Origin of the sequence: Bacillus sp. EAC (assembly GCF_002156875.1) — a bacterium.
Taxonomy (GTDB): domain Bacteria; phylum Bacillota; class Bacilli; order Bacillales; family Bacillaceae_G; genus Gottfriedia.
On sequence record NZ_NCSY01000007.1, the window covers coordinates 124,251 to 140,121 of the forward strand.

At 32.4% G+C, this 15,871-nt stretch carries 19 protein-coding genes; 13 read left to right on the forward strand and 6 right to left on the reverse strand.

Annotated features, from left to right (window positions below; translation table 11 throughout):
* Positions 1-231: 231 nt before the first annotated feature.
* Positions 232-1,056 carry an MBL fold metallo-hydrolase gene (locus B7R65_RS13685; RefSeq protein ID WP_088043353.1) on the forward strand — a complete coding sequence of 275 codons (825 nt, stop codon included), beginning with the start codon at positions 232-234 and terminating at the stop codon, positions 1,054-1,056.
* 462 nt (positions 1,057-1,518) lie between these two features.
* Complete coding sequence (locus B7R65_RS13690; protein ID WP_218780436.1) at positions 1,519-1,950, forward strand: VOC family protein; 432 nt, start codon at positions 1,519-1,521, stop codon at positions 1,948-1,950.
* A gap of 254 nt (positions 1,951-2,204) precedes the next feature.
* On the opposite strand, the gene B7R65_RS13695 is transcribed toward B7R65_RS13690, so the two are convergent.
* A complete protein-coding gene (locus B7R65_RS13695; protein WP_088043354.1) occupies positions 2,205-2,513 on the reverse strand; it encodes a LysR family transcriptional regulator in 309 nt (102 codons plus the stop codon).
* 350 nt (positions 2,514-2,863) lie between these two features.
* Between B7R65_RS13695 and B7R65_RS21535 the strand changes: the two genes are divergently transcribed.
* The 10 genes from B7R65_RS21535 to B7R65_RS13735 all read left to right on the forward strand — a co-directional run bounded on the left by B7R65_RS21535 (position 2,864) and on the right by B7R65_RS13735 (position 10,193).
* Positions 2,864-3,016 (forward strand): hypothetical protein, encoded by a 153-nt coding sequence (locus B7R65_RS21535; protein WP_218780437.1) that lies wholly within the window; start codon positions 2,864-2,866, stop codon positions 3,014-3,016.
* A 307-nt stretch (positions 3,017-3,323) separates the two neighbouring features.
* A complete protein-coding gene (locus B7R65_RS21355; protein ID WP_179194878.1) occupies positions 3,324-3,500 on the forward strand; it encodes a hypothetical protein in 177 nt (58 codons plus the stop codon).
* A gap of 653 nt (positions 3,501-4,153) precedes the next feature.
* On the forward strand, positions 4,154-4,477 hold the full coding sequence (locus B7R65_RS13700) for a PadR family transcriptional regulator (protein ID WP_088043355.1): 324 nt from the start codon (positions 4,154-4,156) through the stop codon (positions 4,475-4,477).
* A 1-nt stretch (position 4,478) separates the two neighbouring features.
* A complete protein-coding gene (locus B7R65_RS13705; protein ID WP_088043356.1) occupies positions 4,479-4,856 on the forward strand; it encodes a DUF1048 domain-containing protein in 378 nt (125 codons plus the stop codon).
* Positions 4,857-4,874: 18 nt separating this feature from the next.
* Positions 4,875-5,219, forward strand: coding sequence for a DUF1048 domain-containing protein (locus B7R65_RS13710; protein ID WP_088043357.1), 345 nt, complete (start codon positions 4,875-4,877; stop codon positions 5,217-5,219).
* 754 nt (positions 5,220-5,973) lie between these two features.
* Complete coding sequence (gene norA / locus B7R65_RS13715; protein WP_088043358.1) at positions 5,974-7,137, forward strand: multidrug efflux MFS transporter NorA; 1,164 nt, start codon at positions 5,974-5,976, stop codon at positions 7,135-7,137.
* A gap of 81 nt (positions 7,138-7,218) precedes the next feature.
* A complete protein-coding gene (locus B7R65_RS13720) occupies positions 7,219-8,079 on the forward strand; it encodes a MerR family transcriptional regulator (protein ID WP_088043359.1) in 861 nt (286 codons plus the stop codon).
* Positions 8,080-8,220: 141 nt separating this feature from the next.
* Positions 8,221-8,640, forward strand: a complete 420-nt coding sequence (locus B7R65_RS13725) for a hypothetical protein (RefSeq protein WP_088043360.1) — start codon at positions 8,221-8,223, stop codon at positions 8,638-8,640.
* A 128-nt stretch (positions 8,641-8,768) separates the two neighbouring features.
* On the forward strand, positions 8,769-9,470 hold the full coding sequence (locus tag B7R65_RS13730; protein ID WP_088043361.1) for a hypothetical protein: 702 nt from the start codon (positions 8,769-8,771) through the stop codon (positions 9,468-9,470).
* Between the two features lie 201 nt (positions 9,471-9,671).
* Positions 9,672-10,193 (forward strand): DinB family protein, encoded by a 522-nt coding sequence (locus tag B7R65_RS13735; protein ID WP_256941309.1) that lies wholly within the window; start codon positions 9,672-9,674, stop codon positions 10,191-10,193.
* Positions 10,194-10,575: 382 nt separating this feature from the next.
* Here the strand turns inward: B7R65_RS13735 and B7R65_RS13740 are convergent, their stop codons facing one another.
* Complete coding sequence (locus B7R65_RS13740) at positions 10,576-11,157, reverse strand: TetR/AcrR family transcriptional regulator C-terminal domain-containing protein (RefSeq protein ID WP_088043362.1); 582 nt, start codon at positions 11,155-11,157, stop codon at positions 10,576-10,578.
* Between the two features lie 187 nt (positions 11,158-11,344).
* On the opposite strand from B7R65_RS13740, the gene B7R65_RS13745 reads away from it, so the two are divergent.
* Positions 11,345-12,043: a class I SAM-dependent methyltransferase gene (locus B7R65_RS13745; RefSeq protein ID WP_256941311.1), complete on the forward strand. Its 699-nt coding sequence runs from the start codon at positions 11,345-11,347 to the stop codon at positions 12,041-12,043.
* 196 nt (positions 12,044-12,239) lie between these two features.
* On the opposite strand, the gene B7R65_RS13750 is transcribed toward B7R65_RS13745, so the two are convergent.
* The 4 genes from B7R65_RS13750 to B7R65_RS13765 all read right to left on the reverse strand — a co-directional run bounded on the left by B7R65_RS13750 (position 12,240) and on the right by B7R65_RS13765 (position 15,820).
* Positions 12,240-12,551, reverse strand: coding sequence for a CHY zinc finger protein (locus B7R65_RS13750; RefSeq protein WP_088043364.1), 312 nt, complete (start codon positions 12,549-12,551; stop codon positions 12,240-12,242).
* Between the two features lie 87 nt (positions 12,552-12,638).
* Complete coding sequence (locus B7R65_RS13755; RefSeq protein WP_088043365.1) at positions 12,639-13,733, reverse strand: acetyl-CoA C-acyltransferase; 1,095 nt, start codon at positions 13,731-13,733, stop codon at positions 12,639-12,641.
* The gene (locus B7R65_RS13760; protein ID WP_088043366.1) at positions 13,729-15,195 is read right to left on the reverse strand and encodes an AMP-binding protein; all 1,467 of its coding nucleotides are present in this window, start codon (positions 15,193-15,195) and stop codon (positions 13,729-13,731) included. The genes B7R65_RS13755 and B7R65_RS13760 overlap by 5 nt, the downstream gene beginning before the upstream one ends.
* Before the next feature lie 46 nt (positions 15,196-15,241).
* Positions 15,242-15,820: a biotin transporter BioY gene (locus B7R65_RS13765; protein WP_088043367.1), complete on the reverse strand. Its 579-nt coding sequence runs from the start codon at positions 15,818-15,820 to the stop codon at positions 15,242-15,244.
* Positions 15,821-15,871 lie beyond the last annotated feature (51 nt).

A 15,871-nucleotide genomic window follows, 5' to 3' on the forward strand; every position in this document is an offset into this window, starting at 1 on the left:
CTAAGTGGTCTTATACAACTAACGCATTAATAGTTTAATAACATTTAGGAGCCGGTGCATGTTTACCGTCTCCTATTCTATTATTTGACAGGATTGTTGAACAGAATTAGACAAGTTATTTATGTTAACCGTGTTACCATTTTCATAAAAAGTAAATGTAATTATTTACCAAAATATTTTAGGAGGTTAATATATGAAAATGAAATTAATATTATCCAAGGAGGAAAAGTTTTGAATAACTATATTTGTGAGACTTGTGGAATTCAATATGTAAGTTCTATACAAGAACCAACTAAATGCATTATCTGTAAGGAAGAAAGACAATTCGTTAGTGCTAAAGGGCAATCTTGGACCACATTAGAAAAGATGATTGAAAGTGGTACATATACTACTCTGGTGAATTTAGTAGAAGAAAGTCTTTATAGTATTAGTACGAATCCAAGTTTCGGGATTGGGCAAACAGCCTATTTAATACAAAATAATGAATTTAATTTGTTGTGGGATTGTATTACATATTTTGATCAAAATACCATCAAAACGATTAATGAACTAGGTGGAATTGATGCGATTGCCTTATCACATCCTCATTATTACTCTAGTCAGGTAGAGTGGGCGGAAACTTTTGATGCTCCGATCTATATACACGAAGATGATAGAGAATGGGTGACAAGAAAAAGCGAAAAAATCATTTTCTGGTCAGGCGAAACGCTTGAATTAAGTAAAGGTCTCGTCTTACAAAGGATAGGAGGACATTTTAAAGGCGGTACTGTATTAGAATGGAAAAATGGCAATAGACAAAAAGGAATTCTACTCTGTGGAGATATTATTCGCGTCGTAGCCGATCAAAATTGGGTAAGTTTTATGTACAGCTATCCTAACTTCATCCCATTACCAAGTGTGACTGTTGAGAGAATCTCTAAAAGGATGAATGAATTAAAGTTTACTCGATTATATGATGCATTTCATCGCGTCATAAAAGAGGATGCTGCTGTTCATGTACAGAGATCAGCAAACAGGTATGTTGAAGCAATAAATGGAAAATTATTTACTACTTAAAACTATATTTAACACTCGAGTGCTTTTTAAATTACGAACAAACTGTTTGGTAGATTGTGATTTTTGTAGAGAAGGCAGTTAAAAAAATTTACTTGTCTTATGTAACTAACCTATGGGAATTTAGGAGTCGATGATGATACACCCCTTTTAAATATTTGGCGGCATCATTCTATAAGAGAAGGACTTACTGGGATTAAATGGAATATTTATTAAGTGGTAATAACCTCACAAACTGAACGGTGAATTCTAACTCTCATAACTAATTAGCTGACACCGTTCCTCAATAATCGGCTGTTTAATGGAAGTGCAGGAATTTTTATAATGTAAATCGGAATTCTGAATTATACATTTTCATTTTCTGTAATTGAACAAGCTAATGAAAGAAAAAATCTCTTTGTTCTTTTACAGAAGAAAATTTAAGTTCTATAATGAGGTAATTACAAATTGCTTGGAGGGTTTCAAATGACAGCAGAACAAACCATACCGTTTATATCAGAACAAAGGATTACTCCATTTCTTACGTTTTGCGGCAATGCCGAGGAAGCAATGAATTATTATGTTCGTACTTTTCCGAATTCAAAACTCGTTTCACTTCGAAGAATTACAAAAGATGACCGAGGTGTAGAGGGGAAAATCCTGAATGGCATAATTGAAATTTTAGGGCAGACTTTTATGGTTTTGGATATGGAAAAAGAATTTTGTCCCGAATTTACTTGGGCAGTTTCCTTTTACTTAGAATGCAATGACGACGCGGAGTTCGATTTAATTTTTGACGGATTAAAGGGGGATGGGAAAGTGCTCATGGGGCCAGTAGAAATGTATGACTTTAGTAAAGTAACTTGGGTTACTGATTGTTTTGGTGTTACTTGGCAGCTAGTGTTAAGAAAATCTTAAACATTCAACGGTAAGTTTTTGAATACTCCTTTTACTCTTATTCAACAAGTTATATATATTTGGTTAGAAGTAATTTTAAAAAATTGAACAACAAAATACATGATTTTCCTATTAAATAGTCCAATAAAAAGTAGTGTAATTCAGGTTTGGATTTGCACTGCTTTTTTGTATTTAAAAAAATTGTACTAAAAGCGTTATTGTAGAAATAGATACTAAAATAAGCAACTACAAATCAAGTAGCTGCTCTAAACAAATCATAGTATGATGTCATACATATCATTAAAATAGTAATTAGAATTATTTTTAATTGATTTAACTTTTTCTTCTAATTTCTCAGATTCTATTAATAACTCCTTGGCCAATGAAAAAATCTTTAATCCTGCAACTGATGGTATAACACTAGAATCCCAGTAATGCTCAAATAGTTTAATTTCTAATTCATTTTCTAAACAAGTTATTGACTTTCTAATAACAGATTCACTAACAAAATTCTTTTGAGCTGCAATCAAAAAGGAGCCACTGTTTACAACTTCAGAGAAATATTTTAATTGTACTATTTTCATATAATCCTCCAATAATATCCCTTTAAAAAAAGTGCTTACTAAACTCTGTGTTTCTTCTATCTTTGACTGAGCAATCTATTGTGAAGTTTACTTGATCAATCAGTAACAAAGGAATAAACTAAATGATTAAGAATAATCTTAATAACTAAACTTATTAATGTTATTGTACTTAAGCTTGTATTTTATGTATATTGGGGGAAATTTTAGTTAGTTAATGTGTTTTGGTTAGAGAAAAATCTGCAAAATTACAGTTTTATTATCGAAAAATGTTATAAAACGTTAAAAATTACCATAAATCCACTAAATTATGATGTGAATTGAAAATGAATTAGAAAAAATATTATATAAACTTGGGGGAAATACCTATAAAAAGACGGTTTGTTGTCTATTTGACAGGGGTAATTCCAAAATCAGAACTTATTCTTATTGAACTAACGCATGCTTTAGTTGAACAACAAATAGAGGATGATCGTAATTCGACCATCCTCTATTTGCTATTTTAAAGTGTAAGAAGGTATATAAAATCTTAATAATATGAATAGCACATTGAAGAAAATTAATGCAAAAAATGACAAGATAGAGTGATCAGTTAATTACTAATTAATTTTATACCCTATTGTAATTAACGTATACAGTAAGTGAATAGAAAAAGGAGCTGATCATTATTCCCCTCCTTTTTCAATATATGGGAAGTTATTTATATTGAAAATACAGAATGTAAGTGGTTGAAGGGAATAACCCCTTCAAAGATGAATAAATATTACCATATAGAAAATAAAATATAGATTTAGAGGAAATGGGAGTTGGGTTATGAAAGAAAGGACAGAAAATAGATTTAATGTTCCAGCTGGTTCAAAAAGTGCAATTACTTTTGGTTCTGCTTTAGCCATTACAATATCTTGGAGTATTCATAAATCAGTTCTCTGGGCAATAATTCACGGGTTCTTTAGTTGGTTCTACGTTATTTATTATGTGTTGACTAGGTAAGACTTTTAGTCAAATTATAGAAGTATTTATAAATTTTTGTTACATGATTACAGTTACAGGGGGTTAGATCCAGGTGGATATAGCCTTTTCTGTCTGTTGAAAATTGAGTACCATTGAAAAATCAGGTGAACATTATTCAACTTACGCATGCGCTAATTGAATAACATGAAGACTGCTTTGGCAGTCTTTTTATTTTGCTAGCTGGCAGTAAAAACAAAGTATTTTTATTTTTATTATTTAACTACTTGATGACCTTGCTACTAAGTGTTACAATGCAGAGGTACTAAGTAGTACTGAATATCTTTAACACAAAATAGTGCCAATATATTTTATATAATTTTAACAAAACGATGCACATTTCATCTACTTAGTAATACAATATACTATTACTAAGTAATACTGAATATCAGTCAAGCTAGCTGAAAAGTGTTCACAAATAATTAACAAAAGAAATCTTTGATGTATAATCTATTCAGTGTTACTGTATACTGGTACTAAGTGATACTGAATATGAGGATTACTAATTTGCTTGTGAGGTGCTTTTATGAAAATACTATTCAATATTTTTGAACCTCCGCTACTCGTGTTACAGTTATCCTTTACTAAATAGACAGAGCTTTAATTTAACTAAACAAATAAGGGGGGTGTATGATATGGAAAATTTAACAGAAATGCTTAAAGGTTCGTTGGAAGGTTGTGTACTGGAAATCATCAGTCGGGGCGATACTTACGGCTATGAGATTACTCGTCGCCTTAATGAACTAGGTTTTACAGAGGTTGTTGAGGGTACGGTCTACACCATTTTGGTGCGACTAGAAAAGAGAGAATTAGTGAATATCGAGAAAAAGCGTTCTGAAATGGGTCCTCCTCGCAAATTTTATTCATTAAATAATGAAGGATACGAGGAACTCGAACAATTTTGGGGAAAATGGAATTTTGTTTCATCAAAAATTAATAGCCTAAAGGGGGAGAAATAATATGAAGAAATTTATAGAACTAATCATTGGCGATTTAGAAAGCAAGAAGGAATACAAAGCATTTATGAAAAAAGTAAATTCCCTGCCGAGAGATTACGCCTTTGTGTTCAAGAAGATTCAAAAGTACATGTGGAATTTCGGATATGGATTTGGTGAAGAAATTATCAATTTGTATGAACTGTTTGAAGCTAGTGCAGCAGAAGGCAAGCATGTGCTAGATGTTACCGGTGAAGACGTGGCAGCATTTGCCGACGAATTGATGGCTGCATCAAACCTAGATGGAGAATCGGCGAGCATATTAGGAGGGCAAGTAGATCTGAAAAAAGAAATTGAGAGTAGAGTTGAAAAGCAAGTAAAAATATGGACGAATAAAAAATAAGGTAGGAGGTTAATTATCATGTTAAATTTCATCAAAAAGATACTTGACGACAAAAAAGAATACAAAGAAATGATGGCGCGTGTGGAGGCTTTGCCAGGCGACTACCCAGAAGCCTATAAAAAAATATGCAACTATATGTGGGGTTTCGCATCTGGAAGCGGCATGGATATGCTAAGAATCCAATACGATCTCATTGATTTGTTTGAAGCTGGTGCGGCAGATGGCAAAAACGTTTTTGAATTGACAGGTGAAGACGTAACTGCATTCGCCAATGGACTTATCGACCAAGCGAAAAGATGGGATGATAAGTTACGCAATAATTTGAACAAAAGCATTCTGAATCAAGTGGGTAAGCAAAAATAAGCGTTGAATAACCCAACTGAATTTTTAGCTATTAAATTAATACCCTATGGATACGGTTCAAGTTTATTGAGCCGTATTTTTATGGACCTGATATGAAATAATTTTTTCGATAGACTTTCCATCTTGTGTCCGATTAAGTAATTAGAAAACCAAAAAGAACTTAATAAAGTAAAAAAGAGGCAATATGTTAGGATAACCTTTTTTTTAGAACTTAATATATTGCAAAGGGAGGCCCATAATCCTCAAATGTGTAGTATAACTTACCCGAATCTGGTGAGGGTATATTACTTTAGTTAAGAGCGATTTGGAACTTTTTTTGAAATGAAGCGTTGGGCTAATCTCCAACGAGGCGGACTTCTTTCAAAAAAGAAGGTGTCAAAAGAGTAAAAGTTAGAAACTGTGAAGTAGAACTTTTTAGTAATCACAATTTTACGAAGATGTTGTGAATCCCTAATTTACTGAAACTTCTGGAATGGAGATAAAATTACCATAAAAGGACAAGTTCGTATAATCGAATTTGTCCTTTTATTACTCAATTAAGACCTTTCCTTATGCAATTAGATGACAGGATAGACGAACATGGAATTTTAAATAACCCAGTACTAGAAGAAGGGACACCATATAAATCATATTAAAATAAACAGAAAGCGGATTCAGGAAAAATCCGTAAGAAAAAGAGTATAAATTCATTGACTCTCCCCTTGGGGGAGGCTTTACATTATGTTTTGTAAGCTTTTAAAAGGAGTTGAACAATATGAAGAAACAAAACATGATGTTAACTATTGTATTGATGAATTTATTCATTGTCTTTTTAGGGATTGGCCTAGTAATTCCGGTTACTCCTTCAATTATGAATGAGTTAAATATTTCTGGTTCGGTTGTAGGTTATATGGTTGCTGCTTTTGCTTTAACACAATTAATGATTTCACCAATTGCAGGTCATTGGGCAGACCGATTTGGACGTAAAAGAATGATTATTATTGGTCTAATAATCTTTAGTATTTCAGAGTTTTTATTCGGAATTGGAAAAACAGTAGAGGTTCTATTTATTTCGCGTATGCTTGGAGGCATTAGTGCAGCATTCATCATGCCAGCTGTAACAGCATTTATTGCAGATATTACAACGGTAGATACAAGAGCAAAAGCGCTTGGTTATATGTCAGCAGCTATTTCAACAGGTTTTATTATTGGTCCAGGTGTTGGAGGTTTTTTAGCAGAGATTAGTCCTCGTTTACCGTTTTTCTTTGCTGCTGCCCTTGCTGTATTCGCAGGTATTTTATCTATTAGTGTCCTTCCTGAACCAGTACGAAATTCAGAGAATAATGAAGAAACAAGGCAAAAACCAGGGATTAATCGTATTTTTTCACCATTGTACTTTATATCTTTTATGGTGATATTAATCTCACAATTTGGTTTAGCAGCCTTTGAATCGTTATTTTCTCTATATACGGATCACAAATTTGGATTTACACCTAGGGATATTGCTATTATGATAACAGGCGGTGGTATTATTGGTGCGATTGCTCAACTGGCATTATTTGATCGCTTAACGAAATGGATGGGAGAAATTCGATTAATTCGATATAGCTTAATTCTCTCTACGATACTTGTATTTTTAATTACAATCGTGAACTCATATTTTACGATTTTACTTGTTACAATTACAGTATTTCTAGGATTTGATTTAATGCGACCAGCAGTGACAACTTATTTATCAAAAATAGCTGATAATGAACAAGGTTTTGTAGGCGGAATGAATTCAATGTTTACAAGTATCGGGAACGTAATTGGTCCTATTATTGGTGGGGTTTTATTTGATATCGACTTAAACTATCCATTTTATTTTGCGACAGTCATATTGGCATGTGGGGTAGGGTTAACTATTTCTTGGAAAGTACCAGTTTATAGAACATCTTAAGTAACCAGAAAAAGCATATTCTTAATTTGCGAATAAAGAATATGCTTCTTTTACTAAACTAAGATTGAGGAAGTGATAGAAATGAAAGAGAAATTTTACACAATAGGTGAAGTCTCAAAATTGGTGAACATCTCGATTAAGGCCCTTCGTTATTGTGATAAAATCAACTTATTTAAACCTGCATATGTCGATCCACAAACTAACTATCGATATTATAAAGACTCACAAATTCATCTTCTCGATCTAATCAAATCTTTGAAATATATTGGTACTCCATTAGAAGAAATGAAAGAAGTACAGGGATTAAAGAGAGATGATTTTTTCGTCTTTTTAACGGAACAAGAAAAAATCGTAAGAAAAAAGATAGAATCCTTATTAGAAATCGAAAAGATTATCGTAAATGCTAAAAAGGGATTACAAAAGCAAAAGGAATATCCGGCAATTGGAGATGTATTTCTTTCCTATGAAGAAGAAATAGAAATTATACAGACAAAGGCGGAAGGAATTGTTCCGAAAAGTATTTTAAATGCTTCATATAGTAAATTGAAGAAATTTGCTGCATCGACGGAAGGATTTAGAAATAATGGTTATGGTGCCATTTTTCCTTATAAATCTTATACAAGTGTTGATGAAGTTACTTATCGGTATTTATTTACACCTGTTTTAACAAAAAAACAGATTTCATTACTTATGAAAGGTACTGAAGTTGCCAAAATACCGGAAGGAAATTACGTATGCATTACATTTAAAAGCGTATCAACAGAAGATTATTTTCTAAATTTACTAAAACTAATTAAATATGTGGAAGTTCATCAATTGACAGTTACCAGTGATATTTATGAGTCCTTAATACATAATAATTATGCTCAGAATCAAAAAGAAGAATTTCTAATTGAAATGAGAATTCAAGTAACAAATCTACGAACAACAAGTGAAAGTTAAAAGTAGTGATAGGTAACCTTATTTGATCACCGATAGACTGCTTCGGCAACTTTTTTTATTGGAGTAAATGCCAGGGGGTTAAGTAGCACTGAATTAATTAACTTTGAGATTAAAAGGGTATACTACAACTGAGGTGATGATATGAAAAAAATTTTATTACTATCAATAATTTTATTTTTAATTTCCCCAAGTGTTACATACGGTTCTGGCATAACAAATCCAAAATGTCCTAATACTGATATTCTAGTACAAACTTCTGAAAATGATATGGCTCAACTATTAAGCGCTTTAAATGAAATTATTCCAAATGTATACGGTGATGATCAATTATATAAAGAATGGAAAGTCGTTAATATACAGCCTGCTTCACAATTAAAAGGTTACCAAGAAGTATATAAAAAAATAGCAACTACCTATTGTGGAAAAAATGTAGCAGATCATTCATGGTTTGTTAGATTGGTATTCCCTAAGATTCTTCCAGCAACAAGCGCAGCTACTGGTGAACTATTCATCGTTAAAGACAAAAATAATAAGTGGATACCCTGGTACCAGTATCATTAACTGTTAATTGTAAGACTTTTTCAACTAAAGCATGAGTTAGATTTATAAAAATTTGCTATGATAATTCATTTTGTTATGTTTTACCACAAGGTTTAAATTATATTTCGTTCAAATAGGAGATTATGGCTTTGAATTGGCTCAGAGAAATGAATGTCATTACAGTTGTAAATGGTACATTAGGTAATGGGATAAGTAATGAAAAACTCGAAATAAATAGGATTCAAATAGATGGGAAATGTAATGATATAACTATCATTGCTCAATTCTTTATAGCGATACATACACTTTTTGATTTACCTATTGTGACAGCTTTTCCGATTACCAATGAAGAAGTTGAAGAGATAGTCATGGAACAAATTGCAATTCACTTCAATAAAATTCAAAAAATAATCATTAATAATCGCTTAGAACGAATTCAATTGATGGAAATAAAGGACTTCTCTAAAAACAAATTCTTAGAAATGTCTCGATTTAATCAAATTCATCCGATCATCAGGGAATTATATTTTTCGTCAGAAATTATTCCTTTAGAGCACAATTTTCTAACCTTTAGGGAAAATAAAAAACGTTACCAAGTTTTAAATGAAAAAATTGGGATACCTTCTCAAGCAGATTCAAGTTTTTTAGATGTCATCATGTTTATAAAAAAATCATTTGGTGTTTCTAAAGAAGATAATCACACATCTGTAATATCACCAGCAGGATGGAAAATAAAAAATGATATAAAAAAACTTGAATCAATTAAGTTATTCAGCCAATATTTTAATTTAGAGTTAATTGTAGACAGTGATAATGGTCAAATATTAGCAATCGATCTATTAAATCGATAAATAGAAGAAAAAATGTAGTTTATGAGTTTCTTATGCAACTAACATATCCGTTAGTCGAAGATAAAAATTGATATTACTGATTAGAGTTTACTCAACTAATGTTTGCATTAGTTGAATTTTTTTTGTTTTAATTCTATGTAGGAGATTTGATTACTTTTCTAGAAATAAAAAGATTGGACAAAATTGAGAGGGGTTACAACAATGTTTGGAGATTTATTATTAGTTGGGGAACAAGATGGGGTTAAAGGAGATTTTAATACATTAAAATCAATGATGAATTATGTTAGATATACAACACTGGAAGCTATTACAGACATAACTGTGGAAGAGCTAGATTATCTGCACACTCCGACAGGAAATTCAATTGGGATGTTACTTACTCACATAGCGGGCGTTGAATACTGGTATCAGCTTAATACATTTGAAAATCGAGATTTAAATGAGGCAGAAGAAGAAAAATGGTTACCTGGTTTAGATTTGGATGATAAGGCACGAGAGAAAATTAAAGGCAACGATGCAACATATTATATTAATCTTTTAAATGCGATTCGAGAAGATACTTATGCAAAATTTAATACACTTTCAGATGAGTGGTTGCATGAGAAGTCAGAGTTTGGAAGAACAAAAGCGACAAATTATTTTAAATGGTTTCATGTATTTGAAGATGAAATCAATCATCGAGGTCAAATAAGAATGATTCGTAAGTTATATAAAAATAGTTAAAATTAGATAGTAGGTATCGAGGATAGTTTAGCAATCGAAGTTAAAGATATAATCTTTTTTACATATGTATTTGAACCTTTTACTTAAAGTAGAAAAAATCTAACATTCGTAATGAGAAACACTTTTAGATAATTAATTAACCCATGCGCTAATTTCAAAAAAAAGATCGACACTTTCGTCGATCTTTTTTTGTTGACCTAAACTAGATTCTCTTTTTTTACTATTTCTTTTTTACTTGCTCTCAAAACTTTCATTTCTATGTAGATGCTACTGCTACTGCAAATATAGAGAATATATTTGTTTGTATTTGAAAAGATGTAGTTAGATTTTAAAACAGCAAAAAATAAGATCTATCTAAAAATGAAAGATTTGACTCTTTAACTTAATCAGTAACCAAACCAGTAAACAATACCCTTAATCCATATAAAAATTGCTCTTTAAAATCGAAGCCAAATTGATATTTTTCTCCTAAAAATGAAGTGAAAGCGGCAACTTCTTCGGGTGAGAACGAGATATGTTTTGCGCGCTGTTCGTCAGCTATGAATGACATGACGTAATTGTTAAAAAGGTTTCCTGCAACTAAACAGTTTTTATCAGAAACTCCGTATTTACTTAGAGAATCTATTGTGAATTTCACTGCTTTTAATCTGCTCGGTGTAGTTGGCATAGATTGTGAAAAGACCTCAACTGAATCCCGTGTGTCTAATAAAACTCTTCGGATCTCCAAAGCAAGGTTAGTTAAAGCTTCTTTTGGATCATCAATTTCCTCAGGTAGGACGATTTCTTTATTAATGTGTTCGGAAATTAAATTATACAAATCCTGTTTATCTTTTATATGCCAATATAAGGATGCGGCCTTAATCTCAAGTTCCTTAGCTAATGTGCGCATTGTTAAATTACTTATTCCGTCACGATTTAATATATCTAATGATGCTTTTACAATTGATTCTTTTGTTATAGGCATAAAATCTCTCCAAAAAATTTAATAATAATGCATTGACTCTAACGTTGTTAGATGATACTCTAACAACGTTAGGTAATCTAACGGTGATAGTTGTTTTCTATTCTTAATTGTACAAGAAAAGCAAAACATTATAAAGTTACTGACTTTGTTTTCCATTTAAATATATAAATTGACTCGTTAATTATGATTGAAAAATAAAAGAGATAATAGATTGGGGAAGAGTAAAATGAAAAATATGCGTAAGAAAAAAGATGTAGGTATATATGGATTAACAGCAAAATGGTATGACAAAAATTCGCGGAAGAGTCGTATGAAACAAATGCAAGAGTATGCAAATGAAATTTCAACTTTAGTTGAAAATGGGGCGAGTATATTAGAAGTAGCACCTGGCCCAGGCTATTTATCTATTGAACTAGCGAAGAAAGGGTTCAATGTTACTGGAGTAGAGTTAAGCCAAGATTTTGTTGTCATTGAAAAAAATAACGCGAAAGAAGCTAATGTTTCAGTTGATTTTAAAGAAGGTAATGCATCTAATCTACCTTGTGAAGATAACTCATTTGATTTTATTGTTTGCAGTGCCGCGTTTAAGAATTTTAAAGATCCTGTAAAAGCACTTTCCGAAATGTACAGGGTGTTAAAACCGGATGGAAAGGCTCTTGTTATCGATATGAATTATAATTCAACTTCTGAAGACATTGAAAATGAAGTAAGAAATTCAGGAATGAAAGGTTTTGATAAATATTTTGTGAAATTTGCATTTAAAACTTTCCTTAAACAAGGTGCCTATACTAAGGAAAATTTTGAGATGTTTTTACAAGAAATGCATTTCAGGAACTATAATATTAAGCAAGAGGGTATCAGTTTATATGTTTATCTTTATAAATAAAAACTTCTTTATTTCACGATATTTCAAGAATAAGAAATTACAATAATAATGGATTCCAAACCAAATTGTTTATTTATAATTAAATAAATTGTTATTGAACTAACTTATACGTTAGTTCAATAACTTATTGGAGCTAATCGATATGCTCCCATTTTCACTTTTGGGAAGGCATTATTTTAGATTCGATAGCCAACAATCACTCAAAATACAAGTGATAGTGATTTTTACACCTAGGATTAAAGTTAGACTGGCAATAAGGACATGAGTAGTTGCAATCTTGATATTCTTGAATCGTCAATTCTTTATGACAGTTACCACAAAGAATCGCTTTTATTCCCGATTCCTCTTTACTCCATACTTTTGGTTGATGATCAGCAACCTCCTCATGGCAAAAATAACATCCATAATAGAAATCACAACATTTAAATTTAATGGCAATAATATCATTATCTGTATGGTAATGTTTGCAGCGTGAATAGTTATCAATCGAACCTATTACTTTCATCATTTTGCTCCTTTTCAAATGACTTACTTGTTAATCTAGTTGTACGAATTGTGCAGGTCTTCGTAACTAAAAGGAATCTCATATTTTCATTCATATTACGACCTCTAATAAGACTGCTACACCAATTCCTCCACCGCTGCCTATTGCAGCTAATACATATTTTAGATCTTTTCTCCTTTGCACTTGGTGGAAAAGTCTTGTGATCACCATACTGCCCGAAGCCCCATAAGGATGACCTAATGTTAAAGCCCCTCCACAAACATTTAACTTTTCATAAGGAATAGAAAGTTCTTTTGAACAAGCAACTATCTTAGAAGAAAAGGCTTCATTTATTTCGAAAAGATCGATTTCTGAAATGGATAAATTGTTTCTTTTTAATATTGCTAGAATTGCTGGGATAGGGGCTTCACCTGGATAATTAGGATGTACACCTGAGACTTCACTATCCATAAATCGTAGAATAGGCTGTAATCCATTGTTTACTGCTATATTTTCTTCCATGATTAGTACAGCTGACGCCCCGTCATGAATCCCACAACTATTTGCAGCGGTAATTGTACCGTTCTTTTTAAATATAGGTTTCGCCCTAGGTAAAAGATCTTCCAAATTTCTTTTTTTGAAAAAGGCTTCATCTTCGTGGATATCAATAACGGGAATAATCTCTTGCTTAAAAAATCCTTTATTATAAGAATCCCAACTACGTTTATAACTTAATAGAGCATACTCATCCTGTAATACTCTTGAAATGGAATACTTTTCAGCGACATTCTCTGCTGCAACACCCATATCTGGATCACCTATTTTATCAGGAGCAAATTTTGCTCTAGATTGAAATGGAGAGGTACTTGTACTTTCTACACCACCAGCAATGTAACAATGGCCAGCTCCTCCTTGGACTAAGTAACAAGCCATTCGAATTGCTTCTAACCCTGCACTACATTGACGGTCGATTGTCATCCCAGTTACAGAATGAGGAAATCCTGCTTCTAAAGCAGCAATTCGAGATATGTTACCTCCAGGTCCAACTATATTCCCTAAAATGATGTCGTCGATTTTTTGTACTAATCCATTCGCTAAATGTGATAGAAGTGGAGCAGCAAGTTCATGTGATTGAATGTCTCGAAAGATTCCACCCATTTTCCCAATAGGAGTTCGTTTTGCTTTGACAATTACAGCTCTGTTAATGTCTAGTCACCTTGCTTTCTATTTGTTTTATTAGTTCAGCACGAGCGATCTTGCCACTCGTTGTGTATGGCATATCATTTTGAAAAAACCATTTTCGAGGAATTTTATAAGAAGATAAATACAACTTACAAAATCTTTTTAACTCCAATGAGTTACTCTTTCCTTTTATAACAGCAGCAACAACCTGACCCCAATATGAGTCTTCTAGGCCAATGACAGCAACTTCTTCAACATCGGGGTGGGTTGAGATGACTTTTTCGATTTCTTCAGGAAAAATATTGATTCCACCATATAAAATCATATTTTGTTCTCGACCTACAATCGATAAAAAGCCGTCGTCATCAAAGTAGCCCATATCATGGACTGTTGCCCATCTGTGAACATCTTGTATCGAATTGATGATTCTTTTACTCTGTTCAAAGTACCCATTTATCACATAATTACTTCTTACATATATTTTTCCTGTTTCATTTGGATTTGCCAATTCCTGATTTGGTCTTCGGATTTGGATCTCCACTCCATAACAGGGCTTACCTACGGTGTTTGCCTTTTGAAGTCCATCTCGATCAGAAAGTACAGTAATGAAGCTTAATTCGCTAGCACCAAAAAACTCAAACATGGTCATATTTGGAAACAGTTGTCGAATTTCGATTTTTGATTTCTCGGCCCATTTTGCGCCAGATGAAAGCATTTTTATTGGTTTATCAATTTGGATACCTTCTTTTAGAAGTGCTTCAATCATTGTTGGAACGACATAGATTGTTGTAATCGGAAAAGATTCAATCCAGGATAAGATAGTAGAAGAAGAGAACTTTTCACAAAGAAAAACGGTTCCACCTAAATATAAAGTACTAATGGCACCATAAAGAAAGTGCGAATGGATTAAGGCTCCAGGAATTAGAATTTGATCGGATTCATTTAATCCAAAATCAAAACGATTGCAATCGAAGCTAGAGACCCATGAGTCTTGAGAGCGAATAAATGCTTTGGGACTTCCAGTTGTACCAGAAGTAAATCCAATATAAAAAGATGGATCATCATCCAATTCGACTGCAGGAGATGGCTCAAATTGAGCGATTTCCTGTAAACATTCATCAAATGCTGTTAAACATGGAATAATATGGTTGATTTTGGCGTAAATATCTCTTGTTGTGACAATTATCGAGGGATTTGACAGTTTTGTCCTCTTTTGCAATTCATTTATATTCCATTTCAAATCATAAGGAACAGCAATCCATCCTGCTTTGGATGCTCCTGCAAAGAATTGCAAGAAGGGAATACCATTCGGCAATAGGATTCCAATTGTTTTCGTTTCTGAACGGAGTGAATTCAGCCAATTAGCTGTTCGATTAATTAATTCATCCCATTCTTGATAACTAATTTGTTGATTGATTGTATGGATTGCGATTTTTTTTGGTGATAATTTTGCGATAGTTTGGTAGGTTTCTGTAATATTTCCCACGATAGTTCTCCTCTATAAAAAAGAGACACTAATGTGTCTCAAAGATTTAGATATTTTTAGATGATTGATATGAATAACTTGTTGCCAATGAACGTGAAAAAACTGGGTGTTTTCTTAGTTTGTAAACTAAGAATGAAGCAAGTATAGCTTTTAACACATCTCCTGGAATATAAACGAGACTTAATTTTACAGCAGTTAAAAAAGGAATCTCCATGATTACAGCTTGGATCGGAATACCAATTAAATAGATTAATAGTATTCCTACTGTCAAATTAATCAATAAGACATGTTGTAATTTTAACGTTTGAAAACGTGATAATAGAAATCCGATACAAAAAGCCGTAATTGGCCATGAAATTAAATAACCAACACTTGGTCCGGCAAAGACACTTAGCCCACCTCGTCCTCCTGATAGAAGAGGCATCCCAACAGCAACAAGTAATAAAAAGACTGTTTGACTCATCGCTCCTAATCTTGCTCCTAATAATCCACCTGAAAGAATAACTCCTAATGTTTGTAAAGTAATTGGAACCGGGGTAAAAGAAAGCATAATCGGGGGAACTTGTCCGAGAACGCCCATAACAGCTGCAAACATTGCGACATATGTAATTTCTTTGATTTTCATCGTTCTTGCTCCTATCGTTCAATTTGTGATTACAAATATCATAATAATGAT